The organism is Nonomuraea sp. NPDC049758 (assembly GCF_040674635.1).
GTDB lineage: Bacteria > Actinomycetota > Actinomycetes > Streptosporangiales > Streptosporangiaceae > Nonomuraea.
Genome location: NZ_JBFAMZ010000024.1, coordinates 22,865 through 46,168 on the forward strand (window position 1 = coordinate 22,865; position 23,304 = coordinate 46,168).

Sequence of the window (23,304 nt, forward strand, 5' to 3'; positions counted from 1 at the left end):
GACCTCGACCGGGCGCCGCTCGACGCCGGCTACGACGACCCGCCCAGGCGCATGGGCTTCTTCACCGACACCAGCGTCTGCATCGGGTGCAAGGCGTGCGAGGTGGCCTGCAAGGAGTGGAACGCGGTGCCGGAGGACGGGCTGCTGTTCACCGGCATGTCCTACGACAACTCCGTCGGGCTCGGCGCCGACACCTGGCGGCACGTGGCGTTCGTCGAGCAGCGCAAGCCGCTGGGCCATCAGGAGACCGGCGCCCGTGACCTGGACTTCCGCTGGCTGATGGCCTCCGACGTGTGCAAGCACTGCACGCACGCGGCCTGCCTGGACGTCTGCCCGACCGGCTCGCTGTTCCGCACCGAGTACGGCACGGTCGTCGTCCAGGAGGACGTCTGCAACGGGTGCGGCTACTGCGTGCCCGCCTGCCCGTTCGGGGTGATCGGCCGGCGTGCGGAGACCGGCACGGCCGCCAAGTGCACGATGTGCTACGACCGGCTGGAGGTCGGCCAGGAGCCGGCCTGCGCCAAGACGTGCCCGACGGACTCCATCCAGTTCGGCGAGCTGGACGAGCTGCGCGAGCGCGCCGACCGCCGTCTGGAGCAGGTGCGCGCGGCGGGCGTGTCCTCGGCCCGCCTGTACGGCCACGACCCGGCCGACGGCGTGGGCGGCACCGGCGCCTTCTTCCTGCTGCTGGACGAGCCCCAGGTGTACGGCCTGCCGCCGGACCCCGTGGTGACCACCGCGGACCTGCCGTCGATGTGGCGGCACGCCGGCGCGGCGGCGCTGGTGCTGCTGGCCGGGATGGCCGCCGCGGCGGCCTGGAGGAGGGGCGGATGAGCAACCAGACCGACGTGCGCCTGGACGACGCGCCCGGCCTGCGCACCGAGCGTGAGGCCACGCCCGGCTCGGCGGGCCGCGGCAGCCGCTCGCTGCGGCCGCCGGAGCCGGAGGCGGATTCCTACTACGGCCTGCCGGTGCTGAACAGCACGCCCTGGAGCGACCACGACATCGCCGGTTACCTGTTCCTCGGCGGCCTGGCCGGCGCCTCCTCCACGCTGGCCGCCGCCGCCGAGCTGACCGGACGCCCGGCGCTGGCCCGCGCCGCCAAGGTGGGCGCCCTGGGCGCGGTCGGCGGCTCGCTGTACGCGCTGATCCACGACCTGGGCAAGCCGTCGCGCTTCCTGAACATGTTGCGGGTGTTCAAGGTGACCTCGCCGATGAGCGTCGGCACCTGGATCCTGACCGCGTACGGGCCGCAGGCCGGGCTGGCCGCGCTCACCGGGGTGACCGGGCGGTTCCCCCGGCTGGGCCGGGCGGCCACGGTGGGGGCCGGGCTGACCGGGCCGGCGCTGGCCACCTACACCGCCGCGCTGATCTGCGACACCGCCGTCCCGGCCTGGCACGACGGGTTCAGGGAGATGCCGTTCCTGTTCGCGGGCTCGGCCGCCGCGTCGGCGGGCGGGCTCGGCATGCTGGCCGCGCCGGTCGCGCAGGCGGCCCCGGCCCGGCGGGCGGCGGTGCTGGGGGCGGCCCTGGAGTGCGCGGCGGCCGTCCGCATGGAACGCCGGATGGGCCTGACCGCCGAGCCGCTGCGGCGCAGCCGCCTGCTCAGGGCGGGCCAGGCGCTGTCGGTCGCGGGCGCCCTGCTCGGTCAGGGCCTGGGCGCTCGCAGCAGGGTCGCGGCGGTGGCCGCCGGGGCGGCCCTGCTGGCCGGGTCGGTGTGCACCCGGTTCGGGATCTTCCACGCCGGGACGGCCTCGGCGTGCGACCCCCGGTACACCGTCGAGCCGCAGCGCCGGCGGCTCGCCAAGTCGAGAGCGGAGCGTGATCTGTCATGAGAAGAGTCGCCGAGTACCTGCCGTTCATGGGCATCGTGCTGGTCGTCTGCACGGCGTCCTGGCTGGCGGGCAGGAGCAGGCCGGCCAGGCGGGCCTGAACCCCGTCCGGGGATCGGTCGGTGGGGCTTACGCTGTCAGTGGCGGCGCGGGGCATACGATCGGCAGATGACCGAAAAGACCGAAACCGCGCCTGGATGGCTGGCACCCGAAGAGCTCGAGTCGGTGCGCGGCCAGTTGCCGATCCTCTACATCGACGCCGTGCCGGTACGCGTCGACGAGACCGGCGTGGTGACCCGCGTGGGCCTGCTGCTGCGGATCGCGGCGGACGGCACGGTCAGCCGGGCGCTGGTCTCGGGGCGGGTGCTGCACCACGAGCGCATCCGCGACGCGCTGCTGCGCCACCTGGAGAAGGACCTCGGGGCGGTGGCCCTTCCGCGCATCCCCGTCTCGCCGCAGCCCTTCACCGTCGCGGAGTACTTCCCGACGCCGGGCGTCACGCCGTACCACGACCCGCGCCAGCACGCGGTGTCGCTGGCCTACATCGTGCCCGTGGCCGGTGACTGCCGGCCCCGGCAGGACGCCCTGGACCTGGTCTGGTTCACCCCGGAGGAGGCGTCCTCGCCGGCCGTGCAGCAGGAGATGACCGGCGGCCAGGGCGTGCTGCTCAAGCAGGCACTGGCCCACGTGGGCCGCCTGGTCTAGCGCCCCGCCTCTCATCGCGCACGCGGTGGCCGTCGAGGCCGCCATGGTCGTCCACGGCGGCCGCCGCTCGCGGGGTGTCTTTCGGGACGCGTCCGGCTCAGGGGCGTTCGGCGCCCCCTCGCACCCAGTGGTAGAGCGGGTCGCCGGGGCAGTCGGTGTCGTAGCCGTCCCGGTGGCCCTTGACCTCGTCGCCGGCGTCGCCGTGCTCGCGCAGGTACTCGATGGCGTCGACGAGGGCGTTGAGCAGGTCGTCGTTCGGTTCGGTGAACCCGGTGTTGCCGAGCAGGGCGAGCACGGCGTAGTGGCCGGAGTTGAGCCCCGGGCCGTTGGCGGCGGGCAGGACGTGCGGACCCCGGCCCATGAAGGTGCGCCGGTGCGGGCAGCACACCATGTTGTAGCCGAGGTCGATGTAGGTCTCGCCGCGCCCGCCGGACATGTGCATGCGCTGGATGTCCCTGACCAGGTCGACGCACTTGTCGTGGTTGTCGGCGTCCGGCAGGTCGGAGGGCACCTTCCCGCCGGTGTAGTGGATCTTGACGCCCCTGGTGGACGCCAGCCGGGTGTAACTGGTGGTGGGCTTCTTGGCGTGCCAGTCGGCACGGGTGATCAGCTGCATGTGGTGTCTCTCCTGGTAGACGATGCCTCGCCACCAGAATGTCAACTTAAAGTAGCCGTGTCATCACTTTTTGTCACTAGGTTCACGTGCCGCCAAAGAAAGACTTCCATGCTGGTCAGGCCGGTTCACCCCCGCTTGTGCACCGTTCGGTCGTGGACGACCGCGTAGGTGTTGCGCAGGGCCGCCATCGACTCGTCGTAACTGGCCGCGGCCACGCCGGTGAACAGGCAGTCGACGACCATGAGCTGGGCGATGCGGCTGCCGAGCGCGCCGGAGCGGAACTGGGTCTCGCGGGCGGCCGTCGTCAGCGTCACGTCGGCGGTGGCGGCCAGCGGCGAGTCGCGGAAGTTCGTGATCGCCACCGTGGCCGCGCCCGACCGGCGGGCGATGGCCAGGAACTCGACCGTGTCCACGGTCGCGCCGGTGTGCGAGACGGCGACGGACACGCAGCCGGCGTCGAGCGTGGCCGCCGACGTCCAGGCCGAGTGGGCGTCGTGCCAGTTGATCGCGGTACGCCCGATGCGCGAGAGCTTCTGCTGCAGGTCGAGGCCGACCAGCGCGCTCGCGCCCACGCCGAAGGTGTCGATCCGGCGCGCGGCCAGCAGCAGGGCGACCGCCCGGCCCAGGGCCTGCATGTCCAGGGAGCGGGCCGTGTCGGCGATGGACAGCGTCTCGTTGGTGGCGACCTTGGAGACGATGCCCTCCAGGCTGTCGTGGCGGTCGATGTCGCCCGACACCTCCGGCAGGCTCGACGTGGTCAGCTCCTCCAGGGCGGCGGCCCTGGTCAGGTCGATCCGGAAGTCCTTGAAGTGGGCGTATCCCATGCGCTGGTAGAAGCGCACGACCGAGGTCGTCGAGGTGGCGCAGCGGGCGGCCAGCTCGGCGATGGACAGGTTCGCGGCCGCGGCCGGGTCGCCGGTGAACGTCTCGGCGATGCGCCGCTCCGACGGCCGTAATGCGGGCATGGCCGCACGGATGCGGATCAGCAGGCTTCCGTCGTCCTCGACCATTCGTCATCCATCCCTGTTGAGGAAATTTAGTACACCAGTGGTAGGGTCTGCGTAATTTTATGACCTACTGCCCCTGAGGAGACCACATGCCCCGTGGCGCGCTCTCCGCGATCGGCGCCGCCGCAGTGCTGTCCATCGCCCTGACCTCCTGTTCATCATCTTCCGGGCCCGCGACCAGCACCGGCGCCACGGGCAAGTCCGGCGGCGCCCTGGTCGTCGGCGTGACCTCCGACCCCGACACGCTCTTCCCCTGGAAGGCCACCCAGTTCACGGCCGTGAACGTGTTGCAGAACATCTACGGCACCCTCACCGAGTTCGACAAGGACCTGAACGTCGTGCCGGGCCTGGCCGAGTCGTGGCAGGCCGCCGAGGACGGCAAGAAGCTGACCCTCACCCTGCGCAAGGGCGTGACCTTCGGCGACGGCAGCGCCTTCGACTCCAAGGACGTCAAGGCGTCCCTGGAGAAGATCATGGACGAGAAGACGGCGGCCGTGGCGCGGGCGTCGCTGGCGTCGGTGAAGTCGGTCGAGGCCCCCGACGAGAGCACGGTGGTGCTGGAGCTGACCGGCCCCGACGCCGCGCTCCCGGCGAACCTGGCCACCGTCAACATGGCGATGCTCTCCTCCGACGACACCGAGGAGAAGCTCAACGCCACCCCCAATGGCACCGGCCCGTTCACGCTGGGCAAGCGCGTCCCGAGCCAGTCGCTGACGCTGGCCAGGAACGACAAGTACTGGGGCGCCGAGAAGGCCAAGGTGGGCAGCGTCGAGTTCCGGGTGATCCCGGACGAGTCGTCCATCGTCTCGGCCATGCAGTCGGGCAACGTGCAGCTCGCGGTCTTCAACGACCCGCTGGTCGCGCAGACCGCGCAGGGCGGCGGCACGATCACCGTCACCAAGACGCCGCAGCTCAGCTACCACGCCCTCCAGCTCAACGCCCAGCGCGGCGACCTCAAGGACGTCAACGTGCGCCTGGCGATCCAGTGCGCGATCGACCGCAAGCAGGTGCTCGACACCGCCGCGCTCGGCGAGGGCGAGGTCACCGGGCCGATCACCGCCCCGGCCTTCAGGTCGGACCCGGCCAAGCGTCCCTGCCCGGCCCGCGACCTGGCCAAGGCCGCCGAGTACCTTGGCAAGGCGGGCAAGTCCGGCGGCGTGACGGTCAAGGCCATCGTCTCCCAGGGCGAGTACGCCACCTCCGTGAACGAGGCCCAGAACCTCAAGGCGCAGCTCGCCGAGGCGAAGATCACCCTGGACCTGGAGGTGCTGGAGTCCGGCGCGTTCGTGGACCGCTGGGTGGCGGCCGACTTCGACGCGGCCGTCGCGCTCAACGGCGGGCGTCCGGACCCCGACGGCTCCTACGGCCGCTACTTCACCAGCAAGGGCAATCTGAACAAGGTCGCCGGGTACAGCTCGCCGGCGCTGGACAAGCTGTTCGCCGAGGGCAAGGCCACGACCGACCCGGCCGCCCGCAAGGCGATCTACGAGAAGGTCTCGGCCGAGCTGGAGGCCAACGCGCCCTGGATCTGGCTGTTCACCAGCTACACCTACACCGGCACCACCTCCAACGTGTCCGGGTTCGTACCGATGGTCAGCGGGTCGCTGCAGTACCTGCGCACGACGTCCGTCGCCTGATGCGCCGGATCCTCGCAAGCCGGGCCGTCCGGCGCGTGGCCTCGACGATCGGCACCCTGTTCGGGGTGGCCGTGTTCGTCTTCGTCATGCTCCGGGCGATCCCGGGCGACCAGATCACCGCGGGGCTCGGCACGGAGGCGGCTGCCCTCACCCCGGCGCAGCGCGTGGCCCTGGAGCAGTACTACGGGCTGGACCAGTCGCCGGTCACGCAGTTCTTCTCCTGGCTGGGCAACATGCTCACCGGCAACTTCGGCTACTCGGCCCGCTCGCAGCAGGGCGTGCTGGAGATGACGCTGCACTCGCTGCCGGTGACGTTCGAGCTGGCGGTGTTCTCGATCGTGCTGGCGCTGCTGCTGGGCGTGCCGCTCGGCATGTTGTCGGCGTCCAGGACGAACTCGCCGCGGGACGCCTTCGGCCAGGTCGTGAGCCTGTCCGGGCTGTCGGTCCCGGCGTTCCTGCTGGCCACGACGCTGCTGTCGATCTTCGCGGCGTCGTTCGGCTTCAACCCCAACGGTCAGGGCTTCGCCACGCTCGCCGAGGACCCGCTGCTCAACCTGCAGCAGATGTTCCTGCCCGCGCTCGTGCTCGGCTTCGGCATCGCCGCGCCGATCCTGCGCACCACCCGTACGGCGGTGCTGGAGGTGCGCTCGGAGGACTTCGTGCGCACCGCCCGCGCCAAGGGCGTGCCGCCGCGCCGCCTGCAGGTCAGGCACGTGCTGGGCAACGCGCTGGTGCCGATCGTGACGATGACCGGGCTGCAGTTCGGCTACCTGCTCGGCGGCGCGGTCGTGGTCGAGCAGATCTTCTCCGTGCCCGGCGTGGGCCGGCAGGTGCTGCTCGGCATCCAGCAGAAGGAGTACGCGGTGGTGCAGAGCACGGTCCTGGTCATCGCGCTGGCGTTCGTGCTGGTCAACCTGCTGACCGACGGGCTGTACCGGATCATCGACCCGCGGGTGAGGGCGTCGTGATCGCGCTGCGCAGGAGCCCCGCCATGCTGGCGGGCACGATCGTGCTGCTGGTGCTGGCCGTGGTGGCGGCGCTGTCGTACGCCGGGCTGCTCCCCTACGACCCGATCGCCCAGAACCCGCCCGAGCGGTTCCTGTCCCCGTCCGGGACGCACCTGTTCGGCACCGACCAGTTCGGCCGGGACGTCTTCTCCCGGGTGGCGGCCGGGGTCGGCAACTCGGCGCTCATCGCGGTGGTCGCGGTGGCCTTCGCCACCGTGGTCGGCACGCTGGGCGGCCTGGTGTCCGGGTTCTACCGCGGCTTCGCCGACGGCGCCATCGGCGGCGTGACGAACGTGCTGTTCGCGTTCCCGCCGCTGCTGCTCGCGCTCTCACTGGCCTCGGTGCTGGACCGCAACTGGTTCACGGTCGCCGTCGCCATCGCGATCGTGTACGTCCCCATCTTCATCCGTGTCACGCGCGGCCCCGTGCTCTCCCTCCGGGAGATCGAGTACGTCAAGGCCGCGGTCTCCACCGGCCAGAGCCGCTGGCAGATCATGCTCAGGCACGTGCTGCCCAACATCACCTCGATCATCGTCATCCAGGTGGCGCTGTCGTTGTCGTGGGCGGTGCTGACCGAGGCGTCGCTGAGCTTCCTCGGCCTGGGCACGCCGCCGCCCGCCCCCTCGCTGGGCTCGATGATCTTCGAGGCGCGCAGCCTGGTGTTCATCGCCCCCTGGACGCTGATCGCGCCGGGCGCGGTCGTCGTGCTGCTGGTGGTGGGCCTGAACCTGCTCGGCGACGGCCTGCGTGACACTCTCGACCCCAGAACCCGAGGCAAGCGGTGAACCTCTCAGAACTGACCACGGAATCGGCCGACCCGCGCTTCGCGGGCATCGACACCATGAGCGTGGCCGAGCTCGCCGCGACCATGAACGCGGCCGACGCCACCGTCCCCGCCGCGGTCGCCGCGGCGCTGCCGCAGATCACCCCGGCCATCGAGGCCGCCGCCGAGCTGGTACGGGCCGGCGGCCGGCTGGTCTACGTGGGCGCGGGCACGCCGGGCCGGCTCGGCGTCCTGGACGCCTCCGAATGCCCGCCCACCTTCAGCACCCCGCCCGAGCAGGTCTTCGCCGTCATCGCCGGCGGCGAGCGGGCGATCGTGCACCCGTGCGAGGGCGCCGAGGACGACGCGGGGGCCGGCGCGGCGGCGATCGACGCGGCCGGCGTCGGGCCGCTGGACACGGTGGTGGGCATCGCCTCCAGCGGGCGCACGCCGTACGTGCTGGGCGCGGTGCGGCGGGCCCGCGAGCGCGGCGCGCTGACCGTCGGCCTGTCCTGCAACCCGGGCACCCCGCTCAGCGCCGAGGCCGAGCACGCGATCGAGGTGCTGGTCGGGCCCGAGGTGGTCAGCGGCTCGACCCGGCTCAAGGCGGGCACGGCGCAGAAGCTCGTGCTCAACATGTTCTCGACCATCGTCATGGTCCGGCTCGGCAAGACGTACGGGAGCCTGATGGTCGACGTCAAGGCCAGCAACGGCAAGCTACGGGAACGGGCGATCAGGATCGTGCGCACGATCGCCGGGGTGGACCGCGAGGAGGCGGAACGGGTGCTCGACCAGCACGGTTTCAACGTCAAGCAGGCGGTGCTCGGCGCCCGGCTCGGGCTCGGGCCGCAGGAGGCGGCGGCGCTGCTGGACCGCAGCGAGGGACGGCTGCGCGTGGCGCTGGGAGAGCCGGCATGAAGATCCTCGGCATGATCTCCGGCACCTCGCACGACGGCATCGACGTGGCCCTGGTCGACTTCGCCCTCGACGGGGGCGTGCTGACCGGCCGCGTGCTGCACACCGCGAGCACCCCCTACCCGGACGAGCTGCGCGCCCGGCTGGTGGCCGCGCTGCCGCCCGCGCCCGTCACGCTGGCCGAGGTGTGCGTGCTCGACACGCTGATCGGCCAGTGCTTCGCCGAGGCCGCCGCGGCCGCGGCCGAGCAGGCCGGTCCGGCCGACCTGATCGTCTCCCACGGCCAGACGGTCTTCCACTGGGTGGAGGGCGCGCACGCGCGCGGCACCCTGCAGATCGGCCAGCCCGCCTGGATCGCCGAGCGCACCGGCGCGCCCGTGCTGTCGGACGTGCGCATCCGCGACATCACCGCGGGCGGGCACGGCGCCCCGCTGGTCTCCGTGCTCGACGACCTGCTGCTCGGCGGCCTGCTGTCGGACGGACGCACGAGCGGCACGGGCGGCACGGGCGGCACGGGCGGCACGGGCGGCGCGGCGGCGCTCAACCTGGGCGGCATCTCCAACATGACCGTCGTGCGCGACGGCGGCCTGAGCGCCTATGACATCGGCCCGGCCAACGCCCTCGTCGACGCCGTGGTGGCCGGCCGCGGCCTGAACCCGCGCGGCTACGACGAGGACGGCCGGATCGCCGCCTCCGGCCAGGTGGACGAACGCCTGCTCGACGTGCTGCTCGACGAGCCGTACTACCGGCTGGCCGCGCCGAAGAGCACCGGCAAGGAGCTGTTCCACCTGGCCTACGTCGAGGCGGCGATCGCCAGGGCGGGCCGCGAGCCGTCCGGCCCCGACCTGGTGAGGACGCTGACTGAGCTGACGGTCCGCACGGTGGCGGCCGACGTCGCCGCGGCGGGCGTGGACGTGCTGGTCGTCTCCGGCGGCGGCTGCCGCAACCCGGTCATCATGGACGGCCTGCGCGCCGCCCTGCCCGGCGTGCGGGTGTCGCTGTCCGACGAGCTCGGCGCCCCGGCCGACGACAAGGAGGCCATCGCCTTCGCGCTCATCGGCTGGCTGACCGCCCACGGCCTGCCGGGCACCGTCCCCGGCGGCACGGGCGCGCAGGCCGCCCGGGTGCTCGGCACGCTGACGCCCGGCGCGGGCCCGCTCGTCCTGCCCGCCCCGCTGCCCACGCCGCCGCGCTCGCTGGTACTGCGCCGATGACCCCGGCCCCCGCAGCGCCGCCCGGCCCTTCGAGCCGGCCAGGGGGGCCCGCGAGCCCTGAGCCCGGTCCGCCGGCGGGCCTGGTCCGGGCGGCCCGCACGCCGTGGTTCGACCTGACCGAGTGCGCCGGCCACCGCACCGTGCGCCGGACGGACGGCGGCGCACTGGCCGGCGAGGCCCCCATGACCCTCGGCACGTACCACGACCTGGCCTCGGTCACCAAGGTCGTCGCCACCACGACGGCCCTCCTCCGCCTGGTCTCCGACCGCCTGGTGGACCTGGACGAGCGGGCGTCCGCGTACCTGCCGGAGGGCTGCCCCGACCAGGTCACCGTGCGGGACCTGCTGCTGCACCGGGCCGGGCTGTGGGAGTGGTGGCCGATGTACCTCGACCCGCGGATGCCCGCCCCGCGCTACGCGCCCGGCCGCGAACGGCACTACTCCGACCTGGGCTTCATCCTGCTCGGCCGGGTGGTCGAGACCGTCACCGGCACGTCGCTGGAGCGGGCGGTGGCCGAGCTGGTCACCGGCCCGCTCGGGCTGGCCGGCACCACGTACGCGCGGCCGGCCGGGCCCGAGGTGGCCATGAGCGCCCTGGACGACCGGGTCGAGATGCGCATGCTCGACACCTCCGAGCCGTACCCGGTGCCCTTCCGCAGCGCGGACTTCGCCGGCTGGCGGCACGAGCCCGTGCTCGGCCAGGTCGCCGACGGCAACGCCTGCCACGCCTTCGGCGGCGTGGCGGGCCATGCCGGGCTGTTCTCCACCGTCCCGGACCTGCTGCGGTACGCCACCGCGCTGTCCCGCTACGAGGAGCACGACCGGCTGTGGCGGCCCGAGGTCGCCCGCGAGTTCTTCACCCCCGGCCCCGACCCCGGCCAGGCGCTCGGCTTCCGCACCTACCGGCTCGACCTGCGGGAGGAGACCGTCACCGTGCTCGGCCACCCCGGCTACGTCGGGTGCGCCGTCGGGTTCGTCCCCGGCCGGGACGTCGCGATCGCGCTGGCGAGCAACCGCCTGCTGACGACGGCCGCGCCGACGCCCACCGACGCCCTCTGGACCGGCCTGCTGCAGGCCATCACCCACCGATCGAGGACCGCATGACCCCGCTCCTGGAGATCCGCGACCTCTCCGTCGCCTTCCGCACCCGCAAGCAGGACGTCACCGTCGTCAGGAACGTCTCGATGGAGATCCTGCCGGGACAGACCGTGGCCGTGGTCGGCGAGTCGGGCTCGGGCAAGTCCACCACGGCCGCCGCGGTCAACCGGCTGCTGCCCGCGGGCGGCCGCATCACGACCGGCCAGGTGCTGTTCGACGGCCGCGACCTGGCCGGGGTGAGCGAGCGCGAGATGACCGCCGTCCGGGGCGCGGGCATCGGCCTGGTGCCCCAGGACCCGATGTCCAACCTCAACCCGCTCATGCGCATCGGCGACCAGATCGCCGAGGCCCTGGAGGTGCACGGCCTGGCCGCGGGCAGGGCGGCGCGCGGGCGCGTGACCGAGCTGCTGGAGATGGTCGGCATCCCCGAGCCGGAGCGGCGGGCCGGGCAGTACCCGCACGAGTTCTCCGGCGGCATGCGGCAGCGGGCGCTCATCGCCATGGGGCTGGCCTGCCGGCCCAAGCTGCTCATCGCCGACGAGCCGACCTCGGCCCTCGACGTGACCGTGCAGCGGCGCATCCTCGACCAGCTCGGGCAGCTCACCGCCGAGATGGGCACCGCCGTCTTCCTCATCACGCACGACCTGGCGCTGGCCGCCGAGCGGGCCGACGTGGTGGCCGTCATGTACCGGGGCGAGATCGTGGAGACCGGCCCGGCGGCCGAGCTGCTGGCCGACCCGCGGCACGAGTACACCCGGCGGCTGCTGAAGGCCGTGCCGAGCCTGTCGTCGGTGCGGGTGGCCGAGCCCGGCCCGAAGGAGAGCGCCGAGGACCTGGTCGTGGTGGAGGACCTGCGCAAGGTGTTCCCGCTGCGGGGCGGCGCCGGGGAGTTCACGGCGGTGGACGGGGTCTCCTTCACGATCCCGCGCGGCCGTACCGTCTCGGTCGTGGGCGAGTCGGGCTCGGGCAAGTCGACCACCGCCAACCTGCTGCTCGGCCTGGACGGCATCACCTCCGGCCGGATCCTGTTCGACGGCACCGACCTGACCTCGCTCGGCCGCCGGGAGCTGTTCGCCTTCCGCCGCCGGGTGCAGCCGGTCTTCCAGAACCCGTACGCCTCGCTCGACCCCCGCTACACGGTCGAGAAGTCGATCGCCGAGCCGCTGCGCGTGCACCGCGTGGGCACCCCGGCCGAGCGCGCGCGGACCGTCGCCGAGCTGCTGGAGAAGGTCTCGCTGCCGGCGTCGGTGGCCGAACGGCTGCCGCACGAGCTGTCCGGCGGCCAGCGGCAGCGGGTGGCGATCGCGCGGGCGCTGGCGCTCTCCCCCGAGCTGGTCGTGCTCGACGAGGCCGTCTCCGCGCTGGACGTGCTGGTCCAGGCCCAGATCCTGGAGCTGCTCGCCGAGCTGCAGCGCGACCTCGGGCTCACTTACCTGTTCATCAGCCACGACCTGGCCGTCGTCCGGATGATCTCGCACCGGGTGCACGTGATGCAGGCGGGCCGGATCGTGGAGAGCGGCACGGCGGCCGAGATCTTCGGCTCGCCGCGCGCCGACTACACCCGCGAGCTGCTCGCCGCCATCCCTGGACGGGCCGCCTGATGGTAAGTTGGAAATCCGGACCTACCTGAGCGGAGGGGCCTTGTCCCGCCCGAGAGAGTGCTCGATCGCCAACGCGCTGGCCGTCGTGGGCGAGCGGTGGAGCCTGCTGGCGATGCGCGAGATCATGCTCGGGGTGCGCCGCTTCGACCAGATCGCCCGCAACACCGGCGCCAGCCGCGACATCCTCACCGCCCGGCTGCGCAAGCTGGTCGAGGTGGGCCTGCTGGAGCGGGTGCCGTACGAGCGGCACCCGCCGCGCCACGAGTACGTCCTCACCGAGTCGGGCCAGGCCCTGCACACGGTCCTGCTCGCCCTCATGGACTGGGGCGACCGGTACGTCACCGAGGGCGAGCCGCCCACCGTGTGGCGCCACTCGTGCGGCGAGCCCCTGGAGCCGCTCACGGTGTGCGCGCACTGCCGGGAGCCGGTGCGCCCGCAGGAGCTGACCGTGATCCGGGTGGACCAGCCGCAGTAGCGGGGGTCGCCTTTCCAGGGGTCCGCCGGGGGGCGTGGTAGGGCCTGCCCTACCACGCAGTGGCCCGCCGCCAGGATCGATCGCTCCCCTGCCGGGCCCGTAGCGTCGTAGCCATGACAACCCTCCGGCACCGCGTCGCCACCGACACCCGCTACACCCTGCTCGGCCTCCCCGCGGCCGCCGCCTCCTTCACCCTCGCCGTCGCCGGAGTCTCGGCCGGTCTCGGCTCGGCGGTCGTGTTCGTCGGGCTGCCCGTCCTGGCCGCCACCGCCGCCATGGCCCGCCACTTCGCCGACCTGGAGCGCGCCGCGCTCCCCGGAGTGCTCGGCCACCCGATCGCCCGCCCCCGCTACGCGCAGGCCCCCGCGGGGGCGGGTTCCTTCCGCCGCATGATGAACCCGCTGGCCTCCGGCCAGGCGGCGATGGACCTGCTGCACGCGATCATCACCTTCCCGGTCTCGCTGGCCGCCGCCGTCGTGAGCGCGGTGTGGTGGGCGGGCGCGCTGCTCGGCCTGACCTTCCCGGTCTACGGCTGGGCGATCGCCGCGATCCCCGGCGTGGACGGCGGCCTGCCCGCCCTGCTCGGCCTCGGCACCGGGACCGTGCCGTTCGTGGCGTTCAACACGGCGGTGGGCCTGCTGTTCGCGCTCACGCTCGTCCCGGTGCTGCGGACGGCGGCCCTGGTGAAGGCGAGCGTGTCCCAGGCCCTGCTGACCCGCGCCCACGTCCCGTCGTCCGTGGAGGGCGCCTCCCCGGTCTGGGTGACAGCCCGCTAGGGACGGGGCTACCCTCCCAAGTGCCGACGTTTCCGATCTTGTGAGGGCAGGGAAGCCGTGCCGTCGTGGGCAGAGCTGCCGATCGGCCAGGTGGTACGGCTCGACGCCGACCCCGACGCCGTGGCGCTGGCCCTCGATCCCCTGCCGGACGACGCCCCGGCCGTCGTCACCTACTTCGCCGCCGAGGAACGTTCCGTCGCCGACCTGGCCGCCTCCGTCCTGCGTGAGCTGGACAAGGCGGCCATCGCGCTGTTCCCGGCCTGGTTACCGGGGGCCGAGGGCATCGAGGGCCCGTCCGGGGTGAACGTGGCCGCGGTCCAGGCGCTGGCCCTGCGCAGGGCCTCGGTGACCGGCCACTTCGGGCCGTTCCTCGCCGAATTGGCCCGGCGGGCGCTGACGGCCGCACCCAGCGCTCTCGCGCCGGAGGTCCGGGCGGCGGGGCTGGTCAGGGTGCTGGCCGACAGCTTCGGCCGGGCCCGGCTGGCGGTCCTGGTGCGGGTGCCGGACGGGCTGGGCGCGGCGGCCCGGGAAGTGCTGGTCGCCGGGTGCGAGTGGCTGGCGCACCGGGGCCGGGCCGGCGTCTGGCTGGCGGGCGCGCCCCTGCCCGACGACCGCGTGCGGACGATCGCCACCCCGCTCCCCGCGAACCCGTTCCCCACGGGCCCGCTCACCACGGACCCGCTTCCCGCAGGCGTTGGCGACGCTCGCGAAGTCGTACCGCTTCCCGCGACCGCCGATCGGGCGCCCGCCCTCGCGTATCCGCCGGTGGCGGGCAGGCCGCATCCGGGCAGCGCGAGCGAGCGGGCGCTGGAGGCCGCCTTGTCGGCGCGGGCGTGGGCCGGGGGCCGGGCCTGGAACCAGACGTACCGGCCGGGGCCGCTGGCTGCGCCGATCCGGGTGGACCTGCTCTGGGAGCGGGAGCGGTGCGTCGTGGAGATCGACGGCCCCGACCACCGGGCGCCGGCCAAGTTCGCCGCGGACCGGCAGCGGGACGTGCTCCTGCAACTCGACGGTTACGCCGTGCTGCGCTTTCCCGATGCTCAGGTGATGACTGACATGGACACCGTCGTCCGTCAGATCGGCCAGTTTCTGCGGAACCGCCGCAGAGCGGAAGGATGAGATATGCCGGACAAAGGGCTGACCCTGCCCGAGTTCACTGCCCTGCTGGTGCTGGCCGTCGAAGCCCGCGAGGTCTCCAACAGCGAGCTCAAGGAGCACTACAGGCTGACCATCGACGGTCCGCGGCGGCTGAAGCTCAACGACCTGAAGCTGGTCGAGAGCCACCGGCCCAGGGGCGGCCGCGCCTTCGTGCACGTGCTCACCGACTCCGGGTGGGCCAGGCTGGCCGAGGACCTGCGGGCGGGGGCGATCCCGCCGCAGACCGGCTCGTCGGGGGCCATCGCGCGGGCCCTGCTCGAATGGCTGCCCCGGTTCATGCGGCGCACCGACCAGCGGCTGTCGGAGATCTTCCAGCCGGAGCCGGACGTCCTCCCCGCCGGTCTGGAGTCGCGCATCCGTGCCGCGTACGCCGAACTGGCCGCCGCGCCCGGCTCGTGGGTGAGCCTGACCCCGCTCCGGCGGCTGCTCCCCGCCGTGCCGAAGCACGAGGTGGACGAGACGCTCGTGCTGATGGAACGCCTCCCGGACGTGAACCTGGTACCGGAGTCGAACCAGAAGACGCTCACGCCCGAGGACCGCGAAGCGGCGGTGATCATAGGCGGGCAGGACAAGCATCTGCTGTGGATCGGCGAGCTGTGAGCGGCGGCGGCATCGCGGACCTGGCCGCGCTGACGTTCAACTACACCGAGGGCGCCGACGACGTGTGGCGCCGCTCCCCCTTCCACGTCGAGGGCCTGCACGGCGCGTCGACGAAGATCCTCCTCGACGGGCTGGCCGAGGCCGCCCACCGGCCCGAGAGCAGCCCCATCGGCGTGGTCGTGCAGGGCCAGCGCGGCACCGGCAAGACCCACCTGCTCGGCTGGCTGCGCGAACGCGCCCAGCGCGAGGACGGCTACTTCGTCCTGGTCGGCCTGCTGGACGCCAAGGGGTTCTGGGAGAGCATCGTGGTCTCCCTGCTGGACAGCCTCTCCCGGCCCCGCCACGACGGGCAGACGCAGCTCACCGTGCTCCTGGACCGCCTGGCCATCATGGCGGGGCTGTCCCGCATGGCCCGCCGCTCGATCACCGGCAAGCGCGGCCTCACCCGGGACGAGCTGGACGCCTTCGTCACCGCGTTCCGCCGCGTCGGGGGCCAGGTCGGCCGCGACAGCCAGGACGCCGCGCGCGCCCTGGTCCTGCTGGCCGGCGACGATCCGGGGCTGCAGGACCTCGGGGAGTCGTACCTGTCGTCGGCGCCCGAGGGCGAGCCGGGCGAGCGGGCCCGCTGGGGCATCCGGCAGCTCGGGCGCACGCCGCAGGAGATCGTCAGGGACCTCTCGCGGCTGATGGCGCTCACCGGCCCCACGATCGTCGCGGTGGACCAGATCGACCCGCTCGTCGCCCAGTCCCGGGTCACCACCTCCGGCCGCGCCGGGCACGACCCGGCCGAGCAGCTCATGATCGAGCGCATCGCGGGCGGCCTGATGGCGCTGCGCGAGGTCACCCGCCGGACGTTGACGGTGGTGACCTGCATCCCCGCCACGTGGGCGCTCATCGAGCAGGTGGCGGTCGACACCGTCCGCGACCGCTTCCGCCAGGCGGTCCCGCTCATGACCATCCCCGACGCGGCCACCGCGCGCACGCTGGTCGCCACGCGCTTCGAGGTGCAGTACGGCGAGGCGGGCGTCAAGCCGCCGTACCCGACGTGGCCGGTCCGGCCGGAGGCGTTCGAGCAGGCGCCCGGCTTCACCCCGCGCGAGCTGCTCATCCGGATCGACCGGCACGTCCACGCCTGCCTCACGGACGGCGAGGTCAGGGAGCTGACCGGGTTCGCGGCCGAGACGACGCCGCGTCCGCAGCCGCCCGCGCGTCCTGCCGACCACGCCGGCCCTGTCGCGCCGGCCGGCGCCGCCGATCTCGCCGCGCTCGACGCCCGCTTCGCCGAGCTGCTGGCGGCCGCGCAGGCTCCGGTGATCGACCAGGCCAGCGAGGACACCGCGATGCCCGCGCTGCTGGCCGCCGGGCTGTCCGCGTGGATCGCCGAGCAGGGTGCGGCCGGCCGGGCCTTCAGCCTGGACCCGCCGCCGAGCGCCAAGCCCCCGCTGCACGCCCGGCTGCGCCGCACGCTCGACGAGAGCAGGGAGGACGAGGTCCACTGGGCCTTCCGCGCGGTCAGCGCGACGCACGGCAACGCGGCGCTGAACCGCCTCCGCAAGGCGTGCGTGGCGGCCGGACTCGACGCGGAGGTGCCCAAACGGCGGTTGTTCCTGCTGCGCGACACCCCGTGGTCGCCAGGGCCGGCGACGCGGGAGGCGATCGCGGCGTTCGAACGGGCGGGCGGCAGGACGCTGCGGACGAGCCGCCAGGACCTGCTGGTCCTCGCCGCGCTGCGGGCCTTGGTCGCCGAGAGCCCGCCGGAGCTGGCCGCCTGGCTCGCCGCGCGGCGGCCGACGTCCGGGATCGGCTTCCTCATCGAGGCACTGGCCGACGCGTGGAGCGTTCCCGCCGTACCGGCCCTCGAGAGCCCCGTCGCGGCACGGAGCCAGGACGGCGGCGACCAGGACCACTCCCTGACGATCGGGCGGCGGATCGCGGACGGCGGGCCGGTGCGGATCGCGCTGGAGGCGCTGCGCAAGCACACCGCGATCTTCGCCGGTTCCGGCTCGGGCAAGACCGTGCTGATCAGGCGGCTGGTCGAGGAGTGCGCGCTGCGCGGCGTCTCCTCGATCGTGCTGGACCCGAACAACGACCTGGCCCGGCTGGACGAGCCGTGGCCCGAGCCGCCGCGCACGTGGGCGGAGGGCGACGCCCGCCGCGCCGCGGAGTACCTGGCGGCCACCGACGTGACCGTCTGGACGCCGGGACGGACGGGCGGACGTCCGCTGAGCTTCCAGCCGCTGCCCGACCTGGCGAGCCTGGCCGGCGACCCCGACGAGTTCGCCGAGGCGGTCGAGGCCGCGGTCGCGTTCATCGTGCCGCGGGTCAGGCTGGACGCCAACACCGACAAGGCGCTGCGCGGGCAGGCCGTGCTCAGGCGGGCCCTGGCCGCCTACGGAGGCGGCGGCGCGACCAGTCTGAGAGGGTTCGCGGCGTACCTGGCCGACCTGCCGGACGGGGTGAGCGAGCTGGCCAGCGCCCGGCGCATCGCGGCCGACCTGTCCCAGTCGCTCACCGCGGCGATGGACAACGACCCGCTGTTCGGCGGGGCCGGCGAGCCGGTCGATCCCGGGTTGCTGGTGACGCCGCCGCCGGGCAGGCGGGCCCGCGTCTCGGTGATCAGCCTGGCCGGGCTGCCGGGCCTGGAGCAGCGGCAGAGCTTCGTCAGCCGGCTGCAGATGGAGCTGTTCGTCTGGTTCAAGCGGCACCCCGCCCAGGACCGTCCGCTGGGCGCGCTGTTCGTCATGGACGAGGCGCAGACGTTCGCCCCCGCGGCGGGAGGCGCGTCGGTCTCCACCCGCAGCACGGTGCTGCTCGCCTCCCAGGCCCGCAAGTACGGCCTGGGCCTGGTCTTCGCCACGCAGGCGCCCAAGGGGCTGCACAACCAGATCCCGGGCAACTGCGCCACGCAGTTCTTCGGCCTGCTGAACGCCCCGATCCAGATCAGCGCGGCCAGGGAGATGGCCCAGTTCAAGGGCGGCGGTGACGTGCCGGACATCTCCCGGCTGGGCGCGGGCGAGTTCTACGTGGCCGGTGAGGGCGGCGGGTTCGCCAAGGCGCGCGTGCCCATGTGCCTGACGCACCACCCGAAGGCGCCGCTCACCACAGAGGAGGTCGTCGCCAGGAGCCGCGGGGGCGCCTGATCGCCACGGTCCCGGCCGCGGAGGGGGCGGCCGGGACCGTGCTGTCTCAAGAGGATCGGCGGGCCGAGGCGAGCAGGCGGCGGCCCAGGACGGCCAGGTAGAGCGCCCAGCCGGCGCCGACCACGGCCAGGGCGGCGACCGGCTGCCAGCCCGGCAGCTCATCGACGGCCCGGCGGCACACGGCGACCGTCACCGGGATCGTGTAGAGCGCGAAGAAGGCCAGCCCGAGCACCCGTCCTGCCACGAGGAACCAGGCGTACACCCGGACGCCGCGCGGCGCCGTACGGGTGCGCCGCGCCCGCAGGTACGCCTGCGCGTCGGCCATGAGGTTCTTGTTGCCGCCGGCGTTGGCGATCGCGTAGTAGACGTCGGTGCGCATGAAGAACAGGAACTGCCAGGCGATCTGCGACAGGCAGATGACCACGACCAGCCGCACCACGGGCAGGTCGGCGGCGTACAGGACGCAGGTCCCGGCGCAGGCGAGGAACCAGTCCACCCGCATGCCCGCCAGGTGGGCGCGGTAGCGGGCGCGCCTGGGCACGCCCCAGATGCCGGTGATCCTGGTCTGCACGACGAGGAACTGCAGGCGGGTGCCGAGCGACAGCTCGGCCCGCACGCCGAGCGACCGGGCCGCGGCGATGTGGCCGAGCTCGTGCACCAGCACCAGCAGCCAGGAGCCCGCGGCGAAGGCGACGGTGAAGGTGAGGCTGTCCGACCAGACCAGCGAGGAGAACGACGGCAGCACGCCGGGCCTGGCGACCGCCGCGGCCAGGGCGCACACGGTCAGCGCGGCCAGCACGGCGTGCGCCGGGCGGGAGAACAGCCAGGCCACGTGGCCGGGCCTGATCCGGTCCCACAGGTTGGGCGGACGCCGGGGCCGGTTGAGCAGCCCGGCCGCGCCGAGCCCGGTCACGAACTCGGCGACGTCCACGTCCAGACCGCTTTCGGCCAGCACCAGGGCGCGGGCCTCGGCGGCCGTCCTGGTGCCGTCGAGCGCCTCGACCACGGCCGCCGCCACGCCGGGCACGTTGACGAACGTCTCGCCGTTGCCGATGACGTAGTCGTCCGGGCCGTCGGCCACCACGCTGAGGAACGACAGGTCCGTCAGCGGCTCGGCCTTCACCCGCACACCTCGCAGCCGTCGCGGCGGTCGAAGTCGTAGGCCGTGGTGGTCAGCGTGAGCAGGTCGAGCCAGAGTCCGCGCCCCTCGACGGCGGGGTCGCCGGTGCCGGTCAGGAAGCGGATCACCTCGGACGCGAGCATGGCCGACACGATCCCGCACAACGGCCCGAACGACGGGATGGCCCGTCCGGGGTTGTCGTTGGCCGGCAGGACGGTGGAGCCGTACCGCGCGGCCAGGGCGGCCTCCTGGCAGGCCAGGCAGCCGGTCTTGCCGGGCACGACCAGCGGGCCGAGCAGGCCGACGTGCTGGTTGAAGCCGCCGGTGACGAACGGCGTGCCGGCCCGCACGCAGGCCTCGTTGACCCAGCGGCGGATGTGCGGCTGCGGGGTGTCGACGGTGTTGACCACGAGGTCGGCGTCGGTGACGACGTCGGAGGGTCCGTTGATGCGCCGCTCGACGCGGGTGACGCGGACGTCCGGGCAGTGCTCGCGCAGCCGGCGGGCGGCCGCGGCCGTCTTGGGCTCGCCGAGGTCGCGGACGGTGTAGAGGTGCTGGCGGTGCAGGTTGCCGATCTCGACGCGGTCGTCGTCGAGCAGGGTCAGGCGGCCGACGCCGGAGGTGGCGAGGTGCAGGGCGACCTGGCCGCCGATCGCGCCGGCGCCGAGCACCGCCACGTGCCGGCCGGCGAGGTCGCCGAGCGCGGCCACGGCCCGGTCGGCCGGCTGGAACATGGCCATGAACAGCGCGAACCTGGACAGCCTGGCGTCGGCGGCGAGCGTGACCAGCTCGGCGTCGGTGACCAGGAAGCGGGCGGCGCGCAGCTGTTCGACGGCCGAGTCGATCTCGGCGGGGGTGAGGTCGTCGAGGAGGTCGTACAGGTCGGACTGCTCGACGGGGGTCTCGGCGCACAGGCGCAGCAGGCGGCGCAGGGGTGGCGGCGCCGGGTCGAGGATCTGGCCGGTCGGGGGGAAGTCGCCGAGCCGTACGCGCCCGCGGGCGTCGTCGATGAACAGGGGGAAGACCGGATTCACCTGAATCCTGGGCATGAAGGCGGCTCCCGGGCGAGTGAGGGCCTCCCGCGGGGTCGGGCCGCGTCGCGGGAGGCCCGAAGAGGTCAGCAGCTGTTGCTGTTTCCGGTGGTCTCGACTTCTTCGACCTTCTTGATCTCGATCGTCATGAGCGATCCTTCCGTCGATCTTGATGGGCCGATGAGATCATAAAGTAAAGATCGCCCCTTTTGATAGACCCAAGTACGAAATATCCGCGAAATCGTCTTATATCCGCGCAATAAAGTCGCGGGATCGTTTCCACATAAGCGCCGCCGACTCTTCGGAGTATCCGGGAAGATCGGGATCGGCGAACAAGTGCACATTTCCCGGATAAATGAAGCACTCGAATAACGGCCCGAGCTCCGTCCGCAGACTGCGGACGTCACCGGCGTCCACCCACGGGTCGCCCTCCGCGTAGTGGAGCTGCACCGGCACCGAGACCGGCCACCCCTCCGCGCTCACCTCTGCCACGGCCGCGCAGCCGTGGTAGAGCAGCAGCCCCCGGGCCAGCGGGTGCGTGGCGGCCAGGAGCTGGGCCCCGAACCCGCCCAGCGAGAACCCGGCGAACACGACCGGCCCGCGCGCCTGCGCGGCGATCTCCCGCCAGCGGCGCGCGAGCTCGTCGAAGCCGATCGCGTCCCGTTTGCGCAGTCCGGATTCGAGGTCGTCGAAGACCTCGCCGTCGTAGTAGTCGGGCGTGCGCACGACGTGCCCGCCCGCGCGAAGCGCCTCCGCGGCCCCTATTACCCCCGGTCGCAGGCCCTGTGCGGAGTGCAACAGGATGATCTCTGCCATGTGCACTGTGTACCACCGCGCGCAGGCCCCACCAAGGGCCCCGTTCGGGCACCCTCCCGTGCCCCGCCGCGCCGGCGCGCGGGTCCCCGGGCGGTGGCCATGTCCGCCCGGGGAGGTCGCGCGGGTCAGGCGCAGGTGTAGGCGGACGGCGTCGCGGTGTCGCCGCCCGGCCTGCTGACCTGGAACCCGAAACTGGTGCTCGCGCCGGGCGCGAGCGTGCCGTTGTACCCGGCGTTCCTGGCGGTGACGTTCTGCCCGCTGACGGTGACGGCGGCGTTCCAGGAGCCGGTCAGGGTGTGCCCGGCGGGCAGGGTGAAGGTGACCGTCCAGCCGTTGATCTGGGACGTGCCGGTGTTGGTGACGGTCACGGGCTGGATGACGTACCCGCCGCTCCACTGGGTCTGCACGGTGCCCGCGGCGGTGCAGCCGCCTCCGCCGCCCCCGGTGAGGGTGGTGAAGGTGACCGACGGGGACTCGCCGGACAGGTTGCCCGCGCCGTCGCGCGCCCGCACGTAGACCTGGTACTGGGTGCCCGCGGTCAGGCCGGTCAGGTTGACGCTGTTGCCGGTGGACTGGCCGAGCCGGGTGTCGGTGCCGCCCTGCTCGCGGTAGACGTCGTAGCCGGCCAGGCCGCTGCCGCCGGTGTCGGTGGAGGCGGCCCAGGTGAGGGTGGCCGAGCTCGCGGTGACGTTGCCCGCCGTGGGGGCGCCCGGCGTGCTGGGCGGGGTGGTGTCGGTGCCGGCGCCGCCGGCCAGGGCGTCGTGCACGGCGGTGTACGACGGCTTCTGCTGGTAGCTCTCGTTGTAGATCAGCGCGGCGCCCTGACCGGGGAAGGTGTCGGGCACCCAGGAGTACTTGTCGGTGAAGCCCCAGATCGTGACGCCCTGGCAGGCGGTCACCGCGAGGCAGGCGTTGACGACGTTGCGGTAGTAGGTGGCCTGGGTGGCGTCCTTGGTGGCGTCCCTGGGGGTCTGCATGCGCACGTCCAGCTCGGTGATCCGGACCTGGACGCCGAGGGCGGCGAAGCGCTGCAGGTTCTGCTGGAAGTCGCTGGGGAAGCCGTACTGGATGGCCAGGTGGGACTGGAAGCCGACGCAGTCGATCGGCACGCCCTGCTGGCGCAGGGAGGAGACCAGGTTGTAGATCGCCGTGCTCTTGGCGTTGATGCCCTCGGTGTTGTAGTCGTTGATGCACAGCTTGGCGTCGGGGTCGGCGGCGCGCGCGGCGCGGAAGGCGTCGGCGATGTAGCCCGAGCCCAGCGTGTTGTACCAGAACGACGTGCGCAGGTTGCCGTTGTCCTCGAAGACCTCGTTGACCACGTCCCAGGAGACGACGGCCGGGTTGTCGGCGAAGTGGCCGACGACGTTGGCGATGTGGTTCTGCATGGCCGCGCGCATCGCGGTCGCGCTCAGGCCCTGCACCCAGCCCGGCGTCTGGTTGTGCCACACGAGGGTGTGGCCGTGCACCTGCTGGTCGTTCTGGGCGGCGAAGGCGACGATCGCGTCGGCGCCGGAGTAGTTGAACTGGCCCTGGCTGGGCTCGGTGGCGTCCCACTTCATCGCGTTCTCGGGGGTGACCTGGCTGAACTCGGTGGCCGCGATGGTGCGGTAGGAGGTCTCGCCGGACAGCGGGGTGGTGGCGAGCGCCGTGCCGATGAACTTGCCCTTGGCGGACGCGTGCGCGCGCAGGGGCGCCGAGGCGTCGGCCGAGGTGGCGGGGAGGAGGAATGCTGCGAGAATCCCCAGCAGCGCGAGGACTCTGACGGACAGGGACGAGAGCACGGGCATCTACCTC

Annotated in this window: 21 protein-coding genes; 15 read left to right on the top strand and 6 right to left on the bottom strand. The window is 73.1% G+C overall.

Annotated features, from left to right (window positions below; translation table 11 throughout):
- Nucleotides 1-51: 51 nt before the first annotated feature.
- The 3 genes from AB0J46_RS42725 to AB0J46_RS42735 all read left to right on the top strand — a co-directional run bounded on the left by AB0J46_RS42725 (nucleotide 52) and on the right by AB0J46_RS42735 (nucleotide 2,537).
- A complete protein-coding gene (locus AB0J46_RS42725) occupies nucleotides 52-834 on the top strand; it encodes a 4Fe-4S dicluster domain-containing protein (protein WP_352364982.1) in 783 nt (260 codons plus the stop codon).
- Entirely contained in the window at nucleotides 831-1,835 is a 1,005-nt protein-coding gene (gene nrfD / locus AB0J46_RS42730; protein ID WP_364340813.1) for an NrfD/PsrC family molybdoenzyme membrane anchor subunit, read from the top strand. Before AB0J46_RS42725 ends, nrfD begins: the two co-directional genes overlap by 4 nt.
- A 165-nt stretch (nucleotides 1,836-2,000) precedes the next feature.
- Complete coding sequence (locus tag AB0J46_RS42735; RefSeq protein ID WP_364340815.1) at nucleotides 2,001-2,537, top strand: NUDIX hydrolase family protein; 537 nt, start codon at nucleotides 2,001-2,003, stop codon at nucleotides 2,535-2,537.
- 97 nt (nucleotides 2,538-2,634) lie between these two features.
- On the opposite strand, the gene AB0J46_RS42740 is transcribed toward AB0J46_RS42735, so the two are convergent.
- Nucleotides 2,635-3,153, bottom strand: a complete 519-nt coding sequence (locus tag AB0J46_RS42740) for a peptidoglycan recognition family protein (RefSeq protein WP_358285861.1) — start codon at nucleotides 3,151-3,153, stop codon at nucleotides 2,635-2,637.
- A gap of 125 nt (nucleotides 3,154-3,278) precedes the next feature.
- Complete coding sequence (locus tag AB0J46_RS42745) at nucleotides 3,279-4,163, bottom strand: MurR/RpiR family transcriptional regulator (RefSeq protein ID WP_364340817.1); 885 nt, start codon at nucleotides 4,161-4,163, stop codon at nucleotides 3,279-3,281.
- Between the two features lie 86 nt (nucleotides 4,164-4,249).
- Between AB0J46_RS42745 and AB0J46_RS42750 the strand changes: the two genes are divergently transcribed.
- The 12 genes from AB0J46_RS42750 to AB0J46_RS42805 all read left to right on the top strand — a co-directional run bounded on the left by AB0J46_RS42750 (nucleotide 4,250) and on the right by AB0J46_RS42805 (nucleotide 18,543).
- Entirely contained in the window at nucleotides 4,250-5,797 is a 1,548-nt protein-coding gene (locus AB0J46_RS42750; protein ID WP_364340819.1) for an ABC transporter substrate-binding protein, read from the top strand.
- Nucleotides 5,797-6,765 (top strand): ABC transporter permease, encoded by a 969-nt coding sequence (locus tag AB0J46_RS42755; protein WP_364340821.1) that lies wholly within the window; start codon nucleotides 5,797-5,799, stop codon nucleotides 6,763-6,765. Before AB0J46_RS42750 ends, AB0J46_RS42755 begins: the two co-directional genes overlap by 1 nt.
- Nucleotides 6,762-7,589: an ABC transporter permease gene (locus AB0J46_RS42760; protein WP_364340823.1), complete on the top strand. Its 828-nt coding sequence runs from the start codon at nucleotides 6,762-6,764 to the stop codon at nucleotides 7,587-7,589. The genes AB0J46_RS42755 and AB0J46_RS42760 overlap by 4 nt, the downstream gene beginning before the upstream one ends.
- Nucleotides 7,586-8,485, top strand: coding sequence for an N-acetylmuramic acid 6-phosphate etherase (murQ, locus tag AB0J46_RS42765; RefSeq protein ID WP_364340825.1), 900 nt, complete (start codon nucleotides 7,586-7,588; stop codon nucleotides 8,483-8,485). The genes AB0J46_RS42760 and murQ overlap by 4 nt, the downstream gene beginning before the upstream one ends.
- Nucleotides 8,482-9,696, top strand: coding sequence for an anhydro-N-acetylmuramic acid kinase (locus AB0J46_RS42770; RefSeq protein WP_364340827.1), 1,215 nt, complete (start codon nucleotides 8,482-8,484; stop codon nucleotides 9,694-9,696). The genes murQ and AB0J46_RS42770 overlap by 4 nt, the downstream gene beginning before the upstream one ends.
- Nucleotides 9,693-10,799, top strand: a complete 1,107-nt coding sequence (locus tag AB0J46_RS42775; protein WP_364340829.1) for a serine hydrolase domain-containing protein — start codon at nucleotides 9,693-9,695, stop codon at nucleotides 10,797-10,799. The genes AB0J46_RS42770 and AB0J46_RS42775 overlap by 4 nt, the downstream gene beginning before the upstream one ends.
- Nucleotides 10,796-12,394: an ABC transporter ATP-binding protein gene (locus AB0J46_RS42780; protein WP_364340831.1), complete on the top strand. Its 1,599-nt coding sequence runs from the start codon at nucleotides 10,796-10,798 to the stop codon at nucleotides 12,392-12,394. The genes AB0J46_RS42775 and AB0J46_RS42780 overlap by 4 nt, the downstream gene beginning before the upstream one ends.
- 40 nt (nucleotides 12,395-12,434) lie before the next feature.
- Nucleotides 12,435-12,869 (top strand): helix-turn-helix domain-containing protein, encoded by a 435-nt coding sequence (locus AB0J46_RS42785; RefSeq protein ID WP_352364923.1) that lies wholly within the window; start codon nucleotides 12,435-12,437, stop codon nucleotides 12,867-12,869.
- Nucleotides 12,870-12,982: 113 nt separating this feature from the next.
- Nucleotides 12,983-13,645: a sensor domain-containing protein gene (locus AB0J46_RS42790; RefSeq protein WP_364340833.1), complete on the top strand. Its 663-nt coding sequence runs from the start codon at nucleotides 12,983-12,985 to the stop codon at nucleotides 13,643-13,645.
- A gap of 57 nt (nucleotides 13,646-13,702) precedes the next feature.
- A complete protein-coding gene (locus AB0J46_RS42795; protein WP_364340835.1) occupies nucleotides 13,703-14,764 on the top strand; it encodes a DUF559 domain-containing protein in 1,062 nt (353 codons plus the stop codon).
- Between the two features lie 3 nt (nucleotides 14,765-14,767).
- Nucleotides 14,768-15,403, top strand: a complete 636-nt coding sequence (locus AB0J46_RS42800; RefSeq protein WP_364340837.1) for a hypothetical protein — start codon at nucleotides 14,768-14,770, stop codon at nucleotides 15,401-15,403.
- On the top strand, nucleotides 15,385-18,543 hold the full coding sequence (locus tag AB0J46_RS42805; RefSeq protein ID WP_364340839.1) for a DUF87 domain-containing protein: 3,159 nt from the start codon (nucleotides 15,385-15,387) through the stop codon (nucleotides 18,541-18,543). Before AB0J46_RS42800 ends, AB0J46_RS42805 begins: the two co-directional genes overlap by 19 nt.
- Before the next feature lie 46 nt (nucleotides 18,544-18,589).
- On the opposite strand, the gene AB0J46_RS42810 is transcribed toward AB0J46_RS42805, so the two are convergent.
- From AB0J46_RS42810 to AB0J46_RS42825, 4 genes are all read right to left on the bottom strand, one after another.
- Complete coding sequence (locus tag AB0J46_RS42810; protein ID WP_364340841.1) at nucleotides 18,590-19,666, bottom strand: hypothetical protein; 1,077 nt, start codon at nucleotides 19,664-19,666, stop codon at nucleotides 18,590-18,592.
- Complete coding sequence (locus AB0J46_RS42815) at nucleotides 19,663-20,712, bottom strand: TOMM precursor leader peptide-binding protein (protein WP_364340843.1); 1,050 nt, start codon at nucleotides 20,710-20,712, stop codon at nucleotides 19,663-19,665. Before AB0J46_RS42815 ends, AB0J46_RS42810 begins: the two co-directional genes overlap by 4 nt.
- Nucleotides 20,713-20,940: 228 nt before the next feature.
- Complete coding sequence (locus AB0J46_RS42820; RefSeq protein WP_364340845.1) at nucleotides 20,941-21,510, bottom strand: dienelactone hydrolase family protein; 570 nt, start codon at nucleotides 21,508-21,510, stop codon at nucleotides 20,941-20,943.
- Nucleotides 21,511-21,635: 125 nt separating this feature from the next.
- Nucleotides 21,636-23,297: an endo-1,4-beta-xylanase gene (locus AB0J46_RS42825; RefSeq protein ID WP_364340846.1), complete on the bottom strand. Its 1,662-nt coding sequence runs from the start codon at nucleotides 23,295-23,297 to the stop codon at nucleotides 21,636-21,638.
- Nucleotides 23,298-23,304: the final 7 nt, after the last annotated feature.

Excerpts from the sequence above, each read along its gene's own strand:
- AB0J46_RS42725 (WP_352364982.1), top strand. The coding sequence starts at position 52 with ATGGGCTTCTTCACCGACACCAGCGTCTGCATCGGGTGCAAGGCGTGC.
- nrfD (WP_364340813.1), top strand. The coding sequence starts at position 831 with ATGAGCAACCAGACCGACGTGCGCCTGGACGACGCGCCCGGCCTGCGC.
- AB0J46_RS42735 (WP_364340815.1), top strand. The coding sequence starts at position 2,001 with ATGACCGAAAAGACCGAAACCGCGCCTGGATGGCTGGCACCCGAAGAG.
- AB0J46_RS42740 (WP_358285861.1), bottom strand. The coding sequence starts at position 3,153 with ATGCAGCTGATCACCCGTGCCGACTGGCACGCCAAGAAGCCCACCACC.
- AB0J46_RS42745 (WP_364340817.1), bottom strand. The coding sequence starts at position 4,163 with ATGGTCGAGGACGACGGAAGCCTGCTGATCCGCATCCGTGCGGCCATG.
- AB0J46_RS42750 (WP_364340819.1), top strand. The coding sequence starts at position 4,250 with ATGCCCCGTGGCGCGCTCTCCGCGATCGGCGCCGCCGCAGTGCTGTCC.
- AB0J46_RS42755 (WP_364340821.1), top strand. The coding sequence starts at position 5,797 with ATGCGCCGGATCCTCGCAAGCCGGGCCGTCCGGCGCGTGGCCTCGACG.
- AB0J46_RS42770 (WP_364340827.1), top strand. The coding sequence starts at position 8,482 with ATGAAGATCCTCGGCATGATCTCCGGCACCTCGCACGACGGCATCGAC.
- AB0J46_RS42775 (WP_364340829.1), top strand. The coding sequence starts at position 9,693 with ATGACCCCGGCCCCCGCAGCGCCGCCCGGCCCTTCGAGCCGGCCAGGG.
- AB0J46_RS42780 (WP_364340831.1), top strand. The coding sequence starts at position 10,796 with ATGACCCCGCTCCTGGAGATCCGCGACCTCTCCGTCGCCTTCCGCACC.
- AB0J46_RS42790 (WP_364340833.1), top strand. The coding sequence starts at position 12,983 with ATGACAACCCTCCGGCACCGCGTCGCCACCGACACCCGCTACACCCTG.
- AB0J46_RS42800 (WP_364340837.1), top strand. The coding sequence starts at position 14,768 with ATGCCGGACAAAGGGCTGACCCTGCCCGAGTTCACTGCCCTGCTGGTG.
- AB0J46_RS42815 (WP_364340843.1), bottom strand. The coding sequence starts at position 20,712 with ATGCCCAGGATTCAGGTGAATCCGGTCTTCCCCCTGTTCATCGACGAC.
- AB0J46_RS42820 (WP_364340845.1), bottom strand. The coding sequence starts at position 21,510 with ATGGCAGAGATCATCCTGTTGCACTCCGCACAGGGCCTGCGACCGGGG.
- AB0J46_RS42825 (WP_364340846.1), bottom strand. The coding sequence starts at position 23,297 with ATGCCCGTGCTCTCGTCCCTGTCCGTCAGAGTCCTCGCGCTGCTGGGG.